Raw genomic sequence first — 18,607 nt, forward strand, 5'->3', positions numbered from 1 at the left:
GATTCGGAACTGTTCAAAGTCCATAATACCATGGCGCAAGTATCGAAAACGTCAACCATATGATGATCACAAGCGGTGTGCCGGCGCGAAGAAAATCGCTGAACCGGTAATGCCCGGGCCCCATCACCAGCAGGTTTGTCTGATAGCCGATCGGCGTGGCGAACGAGGCGTTTGACGCAAAGATCACCGCCGCGATGAACGGCTCGGGCGGAGCGCCCATGCCCTTGGCGATCCCCAGCGCGATCGGTGTGAACAGCACCGCGGTGGCATTGTTCGACAGGATGTTGGTTAGCACAGCCATCACCAGGAAGAGCCCTGAAAGGACGACGCCGGGCGACGCGCCATCCATAAGGCTGAGCGACGCAGAGGCGATCAGCGCGGCCCCGCCGGTGATTTCAAGAGCGGTGGCGAGCGCCACCGACGAGCCCACCAGCAGAAAGATCTGCCGGTCGAAGGCTCGGCCCGCCTGCAGGATCGAAAGACATCCGGTCAAGAGCATCAGCACCGCGCCGCAAATCGCTGCCACCACGATGGGCACGACGGAGAACGCCGAAAGCAGCACGATGGCGGCAAAGATCGCCACCGCGATCCGTGCCTTGCGGGATTGCGGCACGGCCTCGGCGGAATGCTCGAGCAGAAGCAAGTCGTGATTTCCCCGCAAGAGCTTGATCGCCTCCATCGGGCCGCCGATCAGCAGCGTGTCGCCCGGTTCCAGCCTGATGTCGGACATGGCCGAGCGCGCCATGCGGCTCTTGCGCTGCACGCCAAGCACCGAAATGCCGAATTGCGGTCTGAGGCCGGACAGCTGGATGGTTCGCCCGGCATAGCGCGAACCCGGAGAGATCACCGCTTCGGCAAGATGGTAATCGGGGCCCGGCGGAAGCTCCTTGCCGGTATCCTCCTGCGGGCCGTCCTCGCTTTCCAGCCCCGTGCCCCCGCGCGACAGTGCCTTGGAGAAGGCGCGCCGGGTTCCGGTTACCACAAGCGTGTCGCCGACCGACAGGGTGAGATCCTCAAATGGCGGCAGAACCGGCACATCCCGGCGCTGCAGCAGCCTGAGCGTCAGTTCGCCGAGCCCCGGGAACATCCCCGCCTTGGCGGATATGCCGACAAAGGGATGATCCCGCGTCAGCGTGATCTCGCCGATGAACTGCGCCCCGGACTTTGCTCCGGCGGACAGCTCGGCGACCCGTTCTGGCAACAGTCGCGGCAACACGCCAAGCACATAGGCGCCACCGACCAGCGCCAGGATGACGCCCATCCCGGTGACGTCGAAGAAGCCGATCTCGTAGCCGTAGTCGCGCACCACGCCCGCCACCAGAAGGTTGGTCGAGGAGCCGATCAGCGTGGTCATCCCGCCCAGGATGGTGATGAAGGACAGCGGTATGAACACCCGGCTCGGCGAAATCGACCGTTGCGCGGAGATCACCACCAGGATCGGGATGAAGATCACCACCACAGGTGTGTTGTTGAGAAAGGCCGAGAAGATCGCGGCACCGACCAGGATGAACAGGATTGGCCGGAATGTCGCTGCTCCGCCCATCCGGCCGAGCTTGCGGGCAGGCGCTTCCATGGCGTCCGTCGCAAACAGCCCCTGGCCGACGATCAGCAGCGCGATGACGGTCGCTAGTGCCGGGTTTGCAAAGCCGGCCAGTAACTCTTCCGCACCCAGGGTCGCGCCGTCGAGGCCGGAATAGGGAAACAGCCCGAACAGCAGCAGCACGGCCGCAAGCGAGACCAGCGAAACCGTCTCCATCGGCCAGCGCTCGGAGGCATAGGCAATGATGGTGGCCGCGATGATCACGAACGTGGCGATGAGATGAAAGTCTGGCATGGAAACGGGGCGACTCCGGTGGCGCTGTCTGCTGCCACTTTACCGCGCCACCGGCTCACGCGCCTAGGGCGAATATTTCAGGCCGCTCAATTCCGGCGCAACGGCTGAGGCGATGGTTGACCGAACATGAAACGAATCTTCCGGCCTGTCCATGCCGCCGGTGCTCTTGGCTCAGCGGCGTCCTCTGCAAGCCGTCAGCGCGGCAGCAGCGCTTCAACCCTTGCTTTCACCGTGTCGACCGCCGCGTGCTTGACCGGGCCGTAGCCGCGTATGTCCATTGGCGCGGACAGCACCTGGCGCCAGATTTCGGCTGTCTCCGGCGTGATTTCCCGCTCGCAGCGCGCCATCAGCGTTTCGAACCACGCGATCAGCCCGCGCTCCATCTTGCGCTCGGCGGTATAACCGAAGGGATCGAGCGCCGTACCGCGCAGGCCCTTGAGCCGAGCGAGCATTGAGAGCGCTGGCCGGATGGCGGGCCCGAAGGCGCGCTTCAGCGGCCGTCCGCGCGCATCCTTGCCGCCGGCGAGCAGCGGCGGCGCGAAATGATGAACGACCCTGAATTCGCCCTCGAAGCGGTCCTCAAGGCTCCTGCGGAACGCTGAATCCTGGTGGAGCCGTGCGACTTCGTATTCGTCCTTGTAGGACATCAGCTTGAACAGCGATTTTGCCGCCGCGCTGGTCAATCCGGCCCCGAGTTCGGCAGGCATCCTCGCCTCGAACCCGGTCATCCGGCTGCGATAACGATCCGCCCAGGCCCGGTTCTGGTAGCCTTCCAGAAACACGGCCCGCCGCGCGATGATGTTCTCGGGCGAGGTTGCGAAGTCTGGTTTCGGGTTGAGATGAGCAGCCAATGCCGAGGGGTCGGAAGCCATCAGCCGGCCGCAGGCAAGCGCCCGCTTGTTGGCGTCGATTGCGACATTGTTGAGTTCGATCGCCCGCATCAGTGCATCGAGCGTCACCGGAACCAGCCCGCGCTGCCAGGCAAAGCCGAGCATCATCACATTGGCATAGACGGCATCGCCGAACAGCGCCTCGGAGGCCAAATTGGCGTCAAACGCAGCCAGATTGTCAGCGCCGACGACTGCGGCGATGGCGGAGGCGCGGCTGTCGATGTTGAGATCGGCATCGCGCCTGAGCACCAGATCGCCGGTCGGCATCGACGCGAGATTGAGCGCGACCGATGTTCCGGCGCGGTAGGTTCCCGATGCCTTGGGTGACGAGGAGACGACCACATCGCAGCCTATCACAGCGTCCGCCATGCCGGTGTCGATGCGGACCTGGTTGATGGCATCCGGGTCGCGGCCGATCCGCACGAAGCTCAACACCGCGCCGAATTTCTGCGCAAAACCGGTAAAATCGAGAATGCTCGCACCCTTGCCCTCCAGATGCGCCGCCATCGAGATCAATTGCCCGACGGTGACCACGCCGGTGCCGCCAACGCCGGTAACCAGCAGGTTGAACGGCGCGTCAAGGCCTGGAAGCGCGGGCAGGGGGACGCCCTGCATCAGCTGCTCGATGTCGAGATCCGCCGGTTTCGGCTTGCGCCGCTCTGCGCCTTCGATGGTGACGAAGCTCGGGCAGAAGCCATTGAGGCAGGACATGTCCTTGTTGCAGTTGGACTGGTTGATCTGCCGTTTGCGGCCGAATTCGGTTTCCTTCGGCTCGATGCTGAGACAATTGGATTCGGTCGAGCAATCGCCGCAGCCCTCGCAGACCAGCTCGTTGATAACCGCGAATGTCTTCGGATCCGGCAACTCGCCGCGCTTGCGTCGGCGGCGCTTCTCGGTGGCGCAGGTCTGCTCGTAGATCAGCACCGAGACGCCCGGAACCTCGCGCAATTCGCGCTGGACGGCGTCCATTTCGGCCCGGGCATGGATGCTGATCCCGCCCGGGAAATCCGCAGCCGAGAACTTGTCCGGATCATCTGACACCAGCGCGATCCGCTCGACACCCTCGGCGCGGCAGATATGGGCGATCGCCTGAACGCTGACCGGTCCGTCCACCGGCTGCCCGCCGGTCATGGCCACGGCATCATTGTAGAGGATCTTGTAGGTGATGTTGGCCTTGGCCGCGATCGCCTGGCGGATCGCCATCGAGCCCGAATGATACCAGGTGCCTTCACCGAGATTCTGGAAGATGTGGTTCTTGCCGGTAAAGCGCGAGGAGGCCGCCCAGTTGACGCCTTCGCCGCCCATCTGGATCAGCGACGAGGTCTCGCGGTCCATCCAGCTGGCCATGAAATGACAGCCGATGCCGGCCAGCGCCTTCGAGCCCTCGGGCACCTTGGTCGAGGTGTTGTGCGGACAGCCGGAGCAGAAATAGGGCGTGCGCGTTGCGCCGGGGTCGGACAGCGAGACCAGCGGTAGGCCGGTGATTTCCGCAGACCGCGCGGCAAAATCCTCGCCCCGGAACACGCCGTCGAGCCGCTTGGCGATCAGCGGGACCAGTTGTCTCGGCGACAATTCGCCGGTCCAGGGGATCAGCCGCCGCCCGGTTTCGTCATGCTTGCCGACCATGCGCTGCGGCTTGTCGCCGGGCCAGTCGTAGAAATACTCCTTGAACTGGCTTTCGATGATGCCGCGCTTCTCCTCGATCACCACCACTTCGCGTTTCTCCCGGACGAAATCGAGCGCCGCGCGCCGCGCCAGCGGCCAGACCATGCCGACCTTGTAGATGTCGATGCCGAGCGCCCGGCAGCGCGCCTCGTCGAGCCCGAGCAGCCTGAGCGCCTCCATCAGGTCGAGATGCGCCTTGCCGGTGGTCACGAAGCCGAACCGCGCGTCAGTCACCCCATAGATCGCCCGGTCGATCGGGTTGGCATCGGCGAAGGCGAAGACCGCGTGTTTCTTGGCCTCCATCCGCTCCTCGATCTGCGGGCCGGGCAGATCCGGCCAGCGGTAGTGCAGGCCGGTCGCCGGGATCTGGAAGTCCGGCTCGGCAAACACGCGGTCAGGCTTGAGCAGGAAGGAACTGGCGCCCTCGACCGTTTCCGAAATAGCCTTGAAGCCGACCCACATGCCCGAATAGCGTGACAGCGCGTAGCCATATTCGGCGAACTCGAGATATTCGGCCACACTGGCCGGATTCAGCGTCGGCATGAACCAGGCCATGAACGCCACGTCCGACTGGTGCGGCATCGACGAGGAAACGCAGCCATGGTCGTCGCCGGCCACCACCAGCACCCCGCCATGCGGCGAGGAGCCATAGGCGTTGCCGTGCTTGAGTGCGTCGCCCGCCCGGTCGACGCCCGGACCCTTGCCGTACCAGAGCCCGAACACGCCTTCGACCTGCCGGTTCGGATTGGTCTCAACCTGTTGCGAGCCGAGCACCGCGGTCGCCGCCAGATCTTCGTTGACCGCGGGCAGGAACTCGATCGCGCCTTCCTTGAGACGCGCCTTCTGCCGCCACAGTTCCATGTCGAGGCCGCCGAGCGGCGAGCCGCGATAGCCCGAGACAAACCCGCCGGTCTTGAGCCCCGCCTCGCGGTCGCGCCGGGCCTGATCGAACAGCGCCCGGACCAGCGCCTGCGTGCCGGTCATGAACACCCGGCCGGATGCGAGCGCGTAGCGGTCGTTGAGCGTGTAATTGGATGGGGCGGGTGTGTGGAATGTCATGGGCAGCTCCTCTGTCCGTCACCATACCACTCCCACGCTGGCAGATCTTGCCAGATTGGCCGATTGCGGCCATAAATATGGCAGGAGTCTCCAACCTTATATCTTGCAGAGAAAAAATTATCCGGAATGACCAGAGAATCTGAAATGCCGCCCGCAGACCGGCAGATCCTCAAGGCGCTGCAGCAGGATGGCCGTATCTCCAACCAGGACCTGGCCGAGCGCGCGGGCATGTCGGCATCCGCCTGCTGGCGGCGGGTCAAGGCGCTGGAGGAGGACGGCGTCATCGAGCGCTACACCGCGCTCGTCAATCCCGAAGCGGTCGGCCTGGACTTCCATGCAATGATGCACGTGGTGCTCTCGCGTCACCAGGCCGGTCATGTCGAGAATTTCATTCAGGCGGTGATGGGACGCCCGGAAGTGCTCGACTGCTTCGCCACCACCGGCGACGCCGACTACCACCTGCGCATCCGCTGCCGCGATCTTGCGGCCTACAACGCGTTCCTGGAGGACTTCATGTTCGCGCTCGAAGGCGTCTCGACGGTGAAGACCAATTTGATCCTGAGGCAGCTAAAGCACGAGACGCGGGTAGAGGTGTGACTTACCCCCGCACCACCACGGTGCCGAGCAGCCAGTCGTGCACGGTCTGCTTGCGGTCGAGCACCAGCGTGGCGAGCAGGATGAACGGGGTCAGCACAGCGTTGAGCGCCCAGAACAGCACGCCGTGGACGACGGCCAGCATGAAATCGACCGGGCGGCCGTCGAGGCGCGCAAGTCGGATGCCCATCACCCGCATGCCGGGCGTGGCCTGGTTCGGCCCGCCCATCGACATGCCGATATAGGGAATGGCGACCAGCAGGAACAGCAGCGGGTAGAGGAAGAAGCCCAAGCCAAGCGTAAAGATGCCGATGAAGAAGATCAGCACCGCCACCGGTACACACAGCGCCAGAACGATGGCGTAGTCGATGAAAAACGCCAGCACACGCTTGGTGCGCACACCGTCATAAAGCGCGATATCATCGTAAGCGCCCATGGCGGGATTGTCTGCACTTTCGCGGATCGGCTGGCTCATCGGTTTCTCCTGTCATCGGCGCGGACAGGTCGCCCACGCTCAATCTGATGTAGGAACTCGAGCCCCGGACTTAAAGGGTTTCGGACGAGCCGCAGCGGATCACCAGCCGCCCTTGGCAAGCTGCCGGGCCGCTTCCGGGGCGAAATAGGTCAGCACGCCGTCGCAGCCTGCGCGCTTGAAGGCCAGCAGTTTTTCCATCATCACCCGTTCGCCGTCGATATAGCCGGCGGCGGCTCCGGCCTTGACCATCGAATACTCGCCCGACACCTGGTAGGCGAAGACCGGCAGGCCGTAGGTGTCCTTCAGCGCGCGGCAGATGTCGAGATAGGTGAGCCCCGGCTTGACCATCAGCATGTCCGCACCTTCCTCGACATCGAGGCCCGCGTCCCGGATCGCCTCGGTGGCGTTGGCGGGATCGAGGTAGTAGGTGCGCTTGTCGCCCTTGAGCAGTCCCGAGGTGCCGATCGCCTCGCGGTAGGGGCCGTAAAGCGCCGAGGCGAACTTGGTGGCATAGGACATGATGCCGACCGACTGGTGGCCGGCGGCATCGAGTGCCTGGCGGATCGCGCCGATGCGCCCGTCCATCATGTCCGACGGTGCGATGATGTCGGCGCCCGCATCGGCCTGGTGAACGGCGGCCGCGGCGATGATGCGCACGGTCTCGTCATTGACGATCTCGCCGTTGCGCAACACCCCGTCATGGCCGTGATCGGTGAAGGGGTCGAGGGCCACATCGGTGATGATCCCGATTTGGGGCACTTCCTTCTTGATGGCGCGTGTGGCCCGGTTGATCAGGTTGTCGGCTTCAAGCGCATAGGATCCGGTTTGGTCGCGGTGTTCCATTTCGACATTGGGGAAGGTGGCGAGCGCAGGAATTCCAAGATCGGCCGCCATTTTGGCCGCTTCCACCGCCTTGTCGACCGACATGCGGCTGACGCCGGGCATGGCGTCGATCGGCTCAAGCACATTTGTTCCGGGAATGATGAAGATCGGCCAGATCAGGTCATCGACGGTCAGCCGGGTCTCGCGGGTCAGTCGCCGCGACCACTCGGCGATCCGGGTCCGGCGCATCCGGCGGTGGCCGGTGATCTGATCCACATCGCTCGCCGCCGCAGCCTTCAGTCCGGCAGCCGTGTTCTTCTTGTCCTCGCCCATGTCTTTCCATCCCTTGGCTTCCGCTGCCCCGGCGTCCTCGCCAGGCCCGGTGCGTTCGTATCAGTCGCTTTAGACCGCACCGGGGGGCAAACGGTCAAGCCGGACAAATCATCCGGTCTCATCCGTGTTTGCCCACGGGCTTGCACCGCACGCGGCGGATTGGCTATGACAGGAGCCCGTCGGGGGCTGTTGTCACCCGCGCCCCCCGGACAAGGAGTTTCCTGAATGGCGATACTGCAGATCGGCACCGCCCCGGAAGTCGGCACCGGCGCGATCGAAGCCAGCTTCCGGCTGTTCGTCCGGCTGGTGGCGTTGAGTTCGCTGCTTGCAGGGCTGCACTATTGGGGGCGTCTGATCGGTTACTCCGATGGCGGCGTCTACCGGTTCGATCTTATCCCGTCCTACTGGCAACTGGCATCGGCCTCGCTTGCGGTTTTGCTGCCGGTGGCGGCGGTCGGCCTGTGGATGCAGGTCTCCTGGGGACCAGTGCTCTGGGTGGTGGCGGCCGGTTCTGAAATCATCATGCACCAGGGCTTGCCACAATGGTTCGGAGAGCGTCCGCTGCTGATTGCAGCCCACGCGGTGGTCATCTGCGTCTATGTCGGGTTTCGCATGGCACTCTTCGTCAAGCGACGCTTTGACGCCAGGCAGGTAACAACTGATTCACTTTGATTGACGGTCGGTGACGGGTAACCCGCTGTTAAGCTTGCAGTTTAAGTAGAATTTTAGGCGTATTCGATAGGGTCTGTCTCAAGGCGGGAACAAAAGCCGCCACAACAAACAGTGAGGCAGTCATCATGTCATATACCAATTCAGCTCTTGCGGCGGGACCCAAATCCGCAGTTGCAAACGACGAATCCGAGGCCCTGCGTGATCTCTATCTGGAATCACTGCAGCTGGTCGAGCGGCTCCACCGCCGTCTTCTCGATGTCATCAAGGACGAGTTCGACCGCGCCAATCGCACCGACATCAATGCCATCCAGGCCTTGCTGCTGTTCAACATCGGCAATTCCGAACTGACGGCGGGCGAGTTGCGCAGCCGCGGCTACTATCTCGGCTCCAACGTCTCCTACAATCTCAAGAAGCTCGTTGATCTCGGCTACATCAATCACCAGCGTTCGCGGGTCGATCGCCGCGCAGTGCGCATCAGCCTGACCGAGCACGGTGCCGAAATCGCCGAGACGGTAGGCGCGCTTTATGACCGTCACATCAATTCGATCGCCAAGGTCGGCGGTATCGGCGCCAGCGAGTTCGAGGAGCTCAACAAGCTGATGCAGCGCCTCGACCGGTTCTGGAACGACCAGATCCTCTATCGCCTCTGAACCGGCGGTCCATACCAATCCAGTAAAACGCGGCGGGCTCCAAACCCGCCGCTTTTCGTTTGCGCTCCCGGTCCGGGCGGCAGACGCCTCCGCCGGTGTGGAACAGTCGTGTCTCTAAATACAACTTAAAATATTTATGATTATTGATTGCAACCTATAGAATATAAGCCTAGCCTGATAAGCGGCATTCCGGCTCGGGAATGCCGATCCGGCACTTCAACCCAAATACGAGGAGACATCTCATGAGCCAGCCAAGTCCGGGCAATTGCCCCGTCCAGATCCAGGTCTATGTCGACACCAACGCGGCCAAGCAGAATTCCACCGCCGGCGTCTACATGGTCGACAATCGTGTCAACAGCGGCAGCACAGGCGAGGGGTCGCTCGATCTGGACACCAATGTATCGAAGGCCTCGAACGTCTGTTTTCAGGTCATCAACATCGATGCGACATCCGATGTGACGGTGGAGTTTACATCCTTCGGCAACTCCAATGCCTGGGGAACCCAGATACCCGCCATGTGGGACAACAATGCCAAGGTCTGGACCGCGCAGGCGGCCAACCAGGGCGGCAATCAGCCCTACAGCTTCGTTCTGCGGGTCGGAAATGCCACCCCGTTCCAGGTCAGCGTGACCACGCCGACGCTGACCGTCAGCTGATTTTCCAGACACCGGACAATCATCAGCCAAACCGAGGAAGGAATAGAAATGTCCAACGCCATGGTATTGATCAGTCAGAACAGAAAGCCGAACCTGAGAGCTCCCATCGTCCAGACCGCCGTCACGATCGCGCTCGACACCAAGTACCTCATCTCGCAGCCGCCGGGAACCAATTCGCGCGGCATCTACATGTTCGACAACCGCGTCAACAACGGCAGCAGCAACGAGGGGGGACTGGAACTGTCGACCGTGTGCAATGCCGGAGACATCATGAGTTTCGAGGTCATTGCCATCAATGAACTCATGGGTGGTTCCGCCGACACGGTGAAGATCACCGGCTTCAACGTCTCCCAGGGCAATGTCTTCGGCGGCAGCGAAGGCGCACCCATCCCCTATCATCTGCCGGGCACGTCGCCCGGTGCCTACTGGCTGGCCCAGGCGGTCAACGCCGGCCAGCAGGTCTACCAGATCTTCGTCGAGATCACGAGTTCGGGTCTGCACCCGATCGTCCGCGACATCACCTGGGATCCCTACATTACCGCGAAGTAGGATCCCGTAGGCCTTTGGCAATCAGCCGGCGCAACGGGCGCCGGCTTTTCTCATGCGGCGGCGTCAGCGCCCCCTGGTTTGGCACGATGGCATGAAGCAAGTTCGCTGCAAACAGCCGGGCAGGGTGCGCGCTGGGCAGGTCTCTTGCCGTCACCTTGCGGCATTGCCGAATCCGGAACATCAATTAGCCATATTGCCGTGAGACCGGATGTGCTAAGAATGGGGCTGTGGAAATGCGGTTTTCTCCGGTCGCGGGCTCACGCAAAAGTGTTGCGGCTTGCTTGAAGGAGCAGTTTTGGTCCCCATTTCTTAACGTTAACAATGGTACGAAAAACCGGACCTGACGCTAGAACCGATTGCATGGTGGATGACGCATGAACAAGCCAACCCGACCTGATACACTCTCCCGTCGCCGTTTTATCGGTCGCGCCGCAGCGCTGGCCGCTACGACCGTCGTGGCAGGTCCTGCTCTGGCTCAGTCCGCGATTGAAGATATCATCAATTCGCCGCGCCGCGGCACCTGGGACGACCAGTTCGACGCCAAGAGTTCGCGCTCTGTGGCAGCGACCGCCACACGTCACCCGATTGCGAGCGCCGACACCATCGCCTTCGTCGAGCGCGCAATCTTCGACTACCAGAACCTTGTCGCCCGCGGCGGCTGGCCGATCGTGCCCGCCACCAAGAAGCTGCGCATGGGTGTCTCCGAACCCGAAGTCCGCCTCCTGCGTCAGCGGCTGATGGCATCGGGCGATCTTGACCGCAACGCCGGTCTCTCCAATGCATTCGATTCCTATGTCGACGGCGCGGTCAAGAAGTTCCAGGCCCGCCATGGCCTTCCGCCGGACGGTGTGCTCGGCAGCTACTCCTACCAGGCGCTCAATGTCTCCGCCGATGTCCGCCTCGGTCAGTTGGAGACGAACCTCGTGCGGCTGCGCTCGATGTCGGGCTTCCTTGGCGACCGTTATGTCATGGTCAACATTCCGGCTGCCCAGATCGAGGCCGTGGAGAACGGCTCGGTGGCGCTGCGCCATACAGCCATTGTCGGCAAGATTGACCGTCAGACGCCGATCCTCAATTCGAAGATCCACGAGATCATTCTCAACCCCTATTGGACCTCGCCGCGCTCGATCATCGAGAAGGACATCGTTCCCCTGATGCGCAAGGATCCAACCTATCTGGCGCGCAACAACATCCGCCTGTTCGACGGCAAGGGCGAGGAAGTCGCGCCGGAAATGGTCGACTGGCATGCTGAAAAGGCGCCGGAACTGATGTTCCGTCAGGATCCGGGCAAGGGCAACGCCATGTCCTCGACCAAGATCAATTTTCACAATCCGCACGCGGTCTACATGCACGACACCCCGCAGCAGGGCGTCTTCAACCAGCTCATGCGGTTTGAATCCTCGGGCTGCGTGCGTGTGCAGAACGTGCGCGATCTCAACACCTGGCTGCTGCGCGACACGCCCGGCTGGAACCGCCAGGCTATCGAGGCGACGATCGCTTCGGGGGAAAACACCGAGATTGCGCTGTCGACTCCGGTGCCGGTCTATTTCACTTACTTCACCGCCTGGGCCTCTGGGGACGGAATTGTCCAGTTCCGTGACGATGTCTACCAGCGCGACGGCGTCGACGAACTGGCGCTGCGCTGAACCGGCACCATTGCTGAGAGATGATTGCTGAGAGATGATCCTGAAAACCGCCCCTTGCCGGGCGGTTTTTTGTTCTGCGCTGCACAATGACGCAATCAGGACGGCGGATATTGCCCTCGTCATGCGACGGGGGTAAACAGCCGCATCCGGACCGGAACACATTGCTCCGGATTCGAGCTAATCTTTGGACGTCGCCAGACCACAGGCGGACGTTACGTCAGACCCGAGCCATACCCCGAGTCACACAAGGAACCCGGAACATGTCCAACGCGACCGCCGCCGCCCGTTTTTCAGATGCATCGTTCAACCGCACCCTGGCTGATGCCGATCCCGCACTGTTCGGTTCCATTCAGAGCGAGCTCGGCCGCCAGCGCCACGAGATCGAGTTGATCGCTTCAGAGAACATCGTCTCTCGCGCGGTTCTGGAAGCGCAGGGCTCGGTGATGACCAACAAGTATGCCGAGGGCTATCCGGGCCGTCGCTATTATGGCGGTTGCCACTTTGTCGATATCGCCGAGGAACTGGCCATTGACCGGGTCAAGCAGCTGTTTGACTGCGGCTTCGCCAACGTCCAGCCCAATTCAGGTTCGCAGGCCAACCAGGCCGTGCTTCTGGCTCTCGCCAAGCCCGGCGACACGCTTCTGGGCATGAGCCTCGATGCCGGCGGTCACCTGACCCATGGCGCCCGGCCCAACCTGTCGGGAAAATGGTTCAACGCGGTCCAGTATGGCCTCGACCTCGCCACCGGCACCATCGACTATGACCAGGTCGAGGCGCTCGCTCACGAGCACAAGCCGCGCATCATCATCGCTGGCGGCTCGGCCTATTCGCGCCGCATCGATTTCGCCCGGTTCCGCGCCATTGCCGACGCGGTTGATGCCATCCTGTGGGTCGACATGGCGCATTTTGCCGGTCTCGTCGCCGGCGGCGCCCATCCAAGTCCGTTCCCGCATGCCCACGTGGCGACTTCGACCACCCACAAGACCTTGCGCGGGCCGCGCGGCGGCATCGTTCTGACCAATGACGAGGATATCGCCAAGAAGATCAATTCGGCAGTCTTCCCCGGCCTGCAGGGTGGTCCGCTGATGCATGTCATCGCAGCCAAGGCTGTGGCCTTCGGTGAGGCACTGACCCCGGACTTCAAGCACTACATCGGCAACGTTGTCCGCAACGCCGAGGTGTTGGCCGAAACTCTCGTGGCCGGTGGCCTCGAGATCGTCTCCGGTGGCACCGACACCCACCTGATGCTGGTTGACCTCAGGCCGAAGAACCTGACCGGCAAGGCGTCGGAATCCGCGCTCGGTCGCGCCTTCATCACCTGCAACAAGAACGGTGTCCCCAACGACCCGGAAAAGCCGACGATTACCTCGGGTGTGCGTCTCGGCACGCCGGCCGGCACCACCCGTGGCTTTGGCGAGGCCGAATTCCGCGAAATCGGCGCATTGATCCTCGAGGTTCTCGACGGCCTCAAGGCCGCCAACTCGGAGGAGGGTAACGCCCAGGTGGAAGCCGCGGTGAAGGAAAAAGTGGTGGCGCTGACGAACCGTTTCCCGCTTTATCCGCATCTCGGGTAAGCCGGTATGCGCTGTCCCTATTGCGGTTCCGAAGACAGCCAGGTGAAGGATTCGCGGCCAGCCGAAGATGGCGCCGCGATCCGTCGCCGGCGGGTCTGTCCCGATTGTGGCGGACGTTTCACCACCTTCGAGCGCGTTCAGTTGCGCGACTTGCAGGTTCTGAAGAAAACCGGCCGCAGGGTTCCCTTCGATCGCGACAAGCTGGCGAAATCCTTCCAGATCGCGCTGCGCAAGCGCCCGGTTGATCCCGAGCGCATCGATCGCGCGGTTTCGGGCATCGTGCGCCGGCTGGAAAGCTCGGGAGAAACCGAGATTGCCACCGACGAGATCGGCCTGCTGGTGCTCGAGGCGCTCAAGGCTTTGGATGATGTGGGGTTTGTTCGGTATGCTTCGGTCTACCGGGATTTCTCCGGGCCGGAGGATTTCGAGCGCACCATCGCCGAGCTGACTGCCCGGATCGCCAATGACAGTTCCGTCGGGGATATCTGACACGATGGCCGTGAGCGCGCGCGACCGCCGTTTCATGGCGGCGGCAATCCGGCTGGCGCGCTGGCACGAGGGCCGCACAGGTTCCAATCCGTCTGTTGCAACACTGATCGTGCGCGAGATCGACGGCGCGCCGGTGATCGTCGGACGCGGCGTCACCGCCATTGGCGGCCGTCCGCACGCTGAGCCCCAAGCCCTTGCCGAAGCCGGAGAGCTGGCGCGCGGCGCAACCGCCTATGTCACGCTTGAACCTTGCGCCCATCATGGCCGCACGCCGCCTTGCGCGGAGGCCCTGGTCGCCTCTGGTGTCACCCGTGTGGTGGCGGCTGCGACCGATCCCGACGAACGCGTCTCCGGCCGCGGTTACGCCATATTGCGCGCCGCGGGCATCGAGGTCGAGGAGGGCGTGCTGGCGCGCGAGGCGGAACGCGATCTGGCGGGCTACCTCAAGCGGCGCACCAGCAACCGCGCGCATGTGACCCTCAAGCTCGCAGTCTCTGCCAATGGCATGATCGGACGGCGCGACGGCCGGCAGGTGGCCATTACCGGCGAGATCGCCCGTCACCAGGTCCATGCGCTACGCGCCCGCTCGGATGTGATCCTGATCGGGGTCGGCACCGCCATCAATGATGATCCCGAGCTGACCTGCCGGCTTCCGGGGCTGGAAGACCGGTCTCCGGTCCGCCTTGTCCTTGATACCCAACTCAGACTGCCGGCCGGGTCCCGGCTTGTGGCAACGGCGCGGGATGTTCCCCTGTGGATTGCCACTGCCGCCGCTCCGGATGATCCGCGCCGGGCCGAGCTCGCTGAACTGGGCGTGGAATTCCTCGCCTGCGACGCCCATGACGGGCGCATCGCGCTGCCGGAACTGCTCGAGGATATCGCGGCCCGCGGCCTCTCGACGGTATTCGTCGAAGGCGGCGCCGATGTCGCCCGCACCTTTCTGGCCGAGGATCTTGTCGACCGCCTGATCCTGTTGACGGGTGAGGGGAGTGTTGACGGCGATGCGGTGAACGCACCGGTCACCAGGACCACCATCCCCGAGGCTTTCCGGCTGGTCGCTTCCATGACATACGGGACCGACCAGATGGATGAATACGAAAGGGCCTGACACCATGTTTACCGGCATCATCACCGATATCGGCCGTGTGGCCGCAGTGACCGAGCGCGATCAGGGCGTGAGCCTGCGCATCGAAACCGCCTGGGATCCGGCCGGCATCGATATCGGCGCCTCGATTGCCTGTTCGGGGGTTTGCCTCACGGTGACCGCACTGCCGGCCGACGGTGAGAATTCCCGCTGGTTCGAGGTCGAGGCCTGGGAGGAGGCGCTGCGGCTGACCTCCATCGGGACATGGGCAGCCGGCACCAGGATCAATCTCGAGCGCTCGCTGAAAATCGGCGACGAACTCGGCGGCCACATGGTCTCCGGCCATATCGACGGTCAGGCCGAAATCATTGCCATCAGGGACGAGGGCGAAGCCCGCCGTTTCACCCTGCGTGCGCCGGGTGAATTGTCCCGGTTCATCGCGCCCAAGGGGTCTGTGGCGCTTGACGGAACGTCGCTGACGGTCAATGCCGTCGATCAGACCGATTTCGACGTTCTCCTGATCCGGCATTCGCTGATGGTCACCACCTGGGGTGAACGCGAAGTTGGCGATCGCGTCAATCTCGAGGTGGACCAGATGGCGCGCTATGCCGCGCGTCTCGCCGAAACCGCCAAGCCCGTCTGATTTCGGTTTTCACCACTGACCGGGTCAGCGCGGGAACGGGTCTTCGCCGAGGCGGAACCGGGCGGCCAGATGTAGGCCGAACACCGCAAAGACATGCATCAGCCACAATGAATCGTTGCGCGCCAGGAAAAATGTCTCCAGGAAAGACAGCAGCGCCGCGAAGACGATGATCATGAAGAACATGTCGGCGATCTTCCTGTTACCCGGTATTTTTCGTGCTTTGGCGTAGTTGAACATTGGCCCGATGAACAGCACCCAGAGCAGCACCGCGCCGCCGATGATCCCGAGATTGAGCACGATATCGAGATAGTTGTTGTGACCGTGAACGATGAAACGGTAGTCCCAGGCCGATTCAAAGGGCTTGTCGAGCAGGAAGACGTTGTCGGTGCTCCAGAAATTGTAAAGGCCGAAACCCGTCCAAGGCTGTTCGGGTATCTTTGACAGGCTGAACTCCCAAAGGGTCGTGCGCCCGGTATAGGTGCGGTCACCGAGCAGATCCTCGATCAGATAGGAAATGCGCCCGCTGTAGAGCGAGCCCAACGTCGCCGCCGCCACACCGGCGAGAGTGACCAGAAAGGCCAGGATGGCCGCCCCGCTGCGCCCGAACAGGCCGGCCATCATCACGATCATGATCGACAGCGGAAAAAAGCCGCTGGTGGTTTTCGATCCGGTCTTGAGCACGAACAGCGCGCCGGCGAGGAAGATGATCAGGCCACCGAGGCGATGACCCGTTCGCATCAGATAAATGCCGAAAATGGCAATCACGCACATCACCGGGCCGGCAACGTTCTTGTGGCTGAAATGACCGCGCCACAACCCGGCATGCTGGGGCTCATAGGCGTCGTAACCGTGGGTGGCCAGATCCGGCACCACCACCAGTCCGCCATAGGACATGGCGAGCGCAGCCGCCGCTCCGGCAAGCAGGGCGATCTGGAAATCCCGCTCGCTGCGCGGCAGCGCAATCGTAGAGAACGCGATGAACATGCCGATAACGGTGAGCACCACGGCACGGATCATCGAGTCCGGATCCGGTGCCTTTGCCACCGAATAGGCAAGGATGACGGCCAGCATCAGGTAGCTTGGCGTGAGCAGGCTTGCGAGCACTTTTCGGCTTGCCAGGCACATCATTGCCACGGCAAACACCAGGCCCGCTGCCAGAAAGCCGATCTGGTTGACGATGCTGCCGCCGTCCCCGCCGGTTTCGCTGACCAGGCTGGAACTGACAAAGGGTCGAAGCGAGATCAGCATCAGCGCCATGCCGGCCGCCGACAGCACGATTGCCGACAGCCGCAGAAGCCCGGGCGTGATGATACCGGGCCGGGAAAAATCGAGACCGTGCTGCAGCGGAGAAAGGGCCGCACGCCGCAATGGGCCGGAAGTGAAGGAAGGTGCGTGGCGCATGCCGTTGCCCGGGCGAGAGGTGTCAGGCTCCGAGCATCCGCATTTATGGTTAACCGACGGTAAATTTCTCCTCGAAGGCGCATGAGGTGGCAGGTCTTGAGGAGAGGCGAATGCACCCCCGGTCTCCTCAGTTCTTTGCGTCTGCCCCAACCTCCGTCTTGGCGCCGCTGTCCGGATCGCCAAGCAGCGCCAGCGCCTCCGATCCCTTCGGGCAGAGGCCGTAAATCCCGGTCGCCAACCGCTCGAACCAGCCGTAGTGATTGTCGGCCATCAGCGTTCTCGCCCGGTCCACACCGGAGGCCTTGGCAACAAGCGCGGCCTTGGTCGGGCCGAGCTCGGAGAGCACCCGTGCGCAGCGCAGCGCATCCTGCCGGTAGGCGGTCATCAGGCCCTGGCGTGTCGCGCCGCCGGAATTGGGATCGCCTGTGCGCTTGGCGAACTCCTTCAGCAGCCGTGCCTTCTTGATGTTGGATTTCCTTGGCTTGTAGGGCGCCGGATCGGCATGCACCTCCACCAGCCCATCTTTCAGCCGCACCGTCATCAGCCCGAGCCCAAGCCGGCGGCAGAGCGATGTATTGGCGGCGATCGCCTTCTGGAACGCCCGCCCTGTCCCGCGCGGCACAGCGATATAGACCACATCGGTGATCGCTTGCCTTTCGATGCCCTGGTGAAACAACGACAGCGAGAACCCGGTTTTCAGTTCCACGACAAGCGGATCCTCATCGGCGCGGACGGCGACGATATCCGCCGCCCCGATCTCGCCCTTGACCGCATAGCCCTGGCTTTCGAGCAGGGCCTTGACCGGCGGATAAAGGTCGGTTTCTCGGGGTTTGGCTGCGCTCATGATTGCCTGCATAGCGGAGTCGTTTCGTTCCGCAAAGGTGCCGACGCGATCCAGCGTGCGGGACGAACATGGAAAGGCATTCGGCAGCAACTGCCGTACGCACGGGCCGCGGAAGCGGACAAAAGGCCGCTGGAACCAGCCAAACAGCCATTTCCGCTTGCCAAGCTGCGGACAAAGTGATTTGACCGCGCTCTGATCCGACCCAATTCTCAGGTTCCAGTGAGGAACCCAGACGCGTGGCAATTCTGTCCGCAAAAAGGAAAGCCGTCATGGCCAAGCCCAAGATTCCGCATCTTCTCATCGTTGAAGCGCGTTTTTACGATGACATGTCCGATGCCCTGCTGGATGGCGCTAAATCCGCTCTCGATGCCGGCGGCGCCACCTATGACGTCGTCACCGTTCCGGGTGCCCTGGAAATTCCGCCAGCCATTGCCATGGCGCTCGACGCAATGGACGAGGGCGGCGCGGAGTATGACGGGTTCGTGGCGCTTGGCGTGGTCATTCGCGGCGAAACCCACCATTTCGATATTGTCGCCAATGAATCGGCGCGCGGCCTGATGACATTGTCGATTTCCGAATCGCTCGCGCTCGGCAACGGCATCATGACCACAGAGAACGCCGAGCAGGCATGGGAGCGGGTCCGCAAGGACCGGCTCGACAAGGGCGGCTTTGCAGCGCGCGCGGCGCTGACGATGATCGCGCTGAAAGACAATCTGGCGGGCTGAAC

The 18,607-nt window shown here is 62.8% G+C and carries 17 protein-coding genes; 11 read left to right on the forward strand and 6 right to left on the reverse strand.

Annotated elements, in window-relative coordinates:
* Positions 1-13: 13 nt before the first annotated feature.
* Together GTW23_RS17755 and GTW23_RS17760 are read right to left on the reverse strand one after the other, a co-directional pair.
* Positions 14-1,834, reverse strand: coding sequence for an SLC13 family permease (locus GTW23_RS17755; protein ID WP_152009221.1), 1,821 nt, complete (start codon positions 1,832-1,834; stop codon positions 14-16).
* 194 nt (positions 1,835-2,028) lie between these two features.
* On the reverse strand, positions 2,029-5,448 hold the full coding sequence (locus tag GTW23_RS17760; RefSeq protein ID WP_252916757.1) for an indolepyruvate ferredoxin oxidoreductase family protein: 3,420 nt from the start codon (positions 5,446-5,448) through the stop codon (positions 2,029-2,031).
* Positions 5,449-5,574: 126 nt separating this feature from the next.
* On the opposite strand from GTW23_RS17760, the gene GTW23_RS17765 reads away from it, so the two are divergent.
* The gene (locus GTW23_RS17765) at positions 5,575-6,045 is read left to right on the forward strand and encodes an Lrp/AsnC family transcriptional regulator (protein ID WP_252916758.1); all 471 of its coding nucleotides are present in this window, start codon (positions 5,575-5,577) and stop codon (positions 6,043-6,045) included.
* Position 6,046: 1 nt separating this feature from the next.
* Here GTW23_RS17765 and GTW23_RS17770 read toward each other — a convergent pair whose 3' ends face one another.
* The gene (locus GTW23_RS17770; RefSeq protein WP_382264411.1) at positions 6,047-6,517 is read right to left on the reverse strand and encodes an RDD family protein; all 471 of its coding nucleotides are present in this window, start codon (positions 6,515-6,517) and stop codon (positions 6,047-6,049) included.
* A 99-nt stretch (positions 6,518-6,616) separates the two neighbouring features.
* Positions 6,617-7,672, reverse strand: coding sequence for a porphobilinogen synthase (gene hemB / locus GTW23_RS17775; RefSeq protein ID WP_152009218.1), 1,056 nt, complete (start codon positions 7,670-7,672; stop codon positions 6,617-6,619).
* A gap of 225 nt (positions 7,673-7,897) precedes the next feature.
* On the opposite strand from hemB, the gene GTW23_RS17780 reads away from it, so the two are divergent.
* The 9 genes from GTW23_RS17780 (at position 7,898) to GTW23_RS17820 (ending at position 15,635) form a co-directional block, all read left to right on the forward strand.
* Positions 7,898-8,344, forward strand: a complete 447-nt coding sequence (locus GTW23_RS17780) for a DUF6163 family protein (protein WP_152009217.1) — start codon at positions 7,898-7,900, stop codon at positions 8,342-8,344.
* Between the two features lie 125 nt (positions 8,345-8,469).
* Positions 8,470-8,994, forward strand: coding sequence for a transcriptional regulator LdtR (gene ldtR / locus GTW23_RS17785; protein ID WP_244615184.1), 525 nt, complete (start codon positions 8,470-8,472; stop codon positions 8,992-8,994).
* 242 nt (positions 8,995-9,236) lie between these two features.
* Positions 9,237-9,650 (forward strand): hypothetical protein, encoded by a 414-nt coding sequence (locus GTW23_RS17790; protein ID WP_152009216.1) that lies wholly within the window; start codon positions 9,237-9,239, stop codon positions 9,648-9,650.
* Between the two features lie 48 nt (positions 9,651-9,698).
* Complete coding sequence (locus GTW23_RS17795; protein ID WP_152009215.1) at positions 9,699-10,199, forward strand: hypothetical protein; 501 nt, start codon at positions 9,699-9,701, stop codon at positions 10,197-10,199.
* A gap of 374 nt (positions 10,200-10,573) precedes the next feature.
* Positions 10,574-11,845 (forward strand): L,D-transpeptidase family protein, encoded by a 1,272-nt coding sequence (locus GTW23_RS17800; RefSeq protein ID WP_152009214.1) that lies wholly within the window; start codon positions 10,574-10,576, stop codon positions 11,843-11,845.
* Positions 11,846-12,105: 260 nt separating this feature from the next.
* On the forward strand, positions 12,106-13,419 hold the full coding sequence (glyA, locus tag GTW23_RS17805; RefSeq protein WP_252916759.1) for a serine hydroxymethyltransferase: 1,314 nt from the start codon (positions 12,106-12,108) through the stop codon (positions 13,417-13,419).
* Between the two features lie 6 nt (positions 13,420-13,425).
* Positions 13,426-13,908 (forward strand): transcriptional regulator NrdR, encoded by a 483-nt coding sequence (gene nrdR / locus GTW23_RS17810; protein ID WP_152009213.1) that lies wholly within the window; start codon positions 13,426-13,428, stop codon positions 13,906-13,908.
* A gap of 4 nt (positions 13,909-13,912) precedes the next feature.
* Positions 13,913-15,016 carry a bifunctional diaminohydroxyphosphoribosylaminopyrimidine deaminase/5-amino-6-(5-phosphoribosylamino)uracil reductase RibD gene (gene ribD, locus GTW23_RS17815; RefSeq protein WP_252916760.1) on the forward strand — a complete coding sequence of 368 codons (1,104 nt, stop codon included), beginning with the start codon at positions 13,913-13,915 and terminating at the stop codon, positions 15,014-15,016.
* 4 nt (positions 15,017-15,020) lie between these two features.
* Positions 15,021-15,635 (forward strand): riboflavin synthase, encoded by a 615-nt coding sequence (locus GTW23_RS17820; protein ID WP_252916996.1) that lies wholly within the window; start codon positions 15,021-15,023, stop codon positions 15,633-15,635.
* Positions 15,636-15,659: 24 nt separating this feature from the next.
* Here the strand turns inward: GTW23_RS17820 and GTW23_RS17825 are convergent, their stop codons facing one another.
* Together GTW23_RS17825 and GTW23_RS17830 are read right to left on the reverse strand one after the other, a co-directional pair.
* Positions 15,660-17,036 carry an O-antigen ligase family protein gene (locus tag GTW23_RS17825; RefSeq protein ID WP_252916761.1) on the reverse strand — a complete coding sequence of 459 codons (1,377 nt, stop codon included), beginning with the start codon at positions 17,034-17,036 and terminating at the stop codon, positions 15,660-15,662.
* A 127-nt stretch (positions 17,037-17,163) separates the two neighbouring features.
* Entirely contained in the window at positions 17,164-17,880 is a 717-nt protein-coding gene (locus tag GTW23_RS17830; protein WP_252916762.1) for a DUF2161 domain-containing phosphodiesterase, read from the reverse strand.
* Positions 17,881-18,149: 269 nt separating this feature from the next.
* Here GTW23_RS17830 and ribH point away from each other — a divergent pair, with 269 nt between their 5' ends.
* Positions 18,150-18,605, forward strand: a complete 456-nt coding sequence (ribH, locus tag GTW23_RS17835; RefSeq protein WP_252916763.1) for a 6,7-dimethyl-8-ribityllumazine synthase — start codon at positions 18,150-18,152, stop codon at positions 18,603-18,605.
* Positions 18,606-18,607 lie beyond the last annotated feature (2 nt).

Source organism: Parahoeflea alexandrii (genome assembly GCF_024105735.1).
In the GTDB taxonomy this organism is placed as follows: domain Bacteria; phylum Pseudomonadota; class Alphaproteobacteria; order Rhizobiales; family Rhizobiaceae; genus Hoeflea; species Hoeflea alexandrii.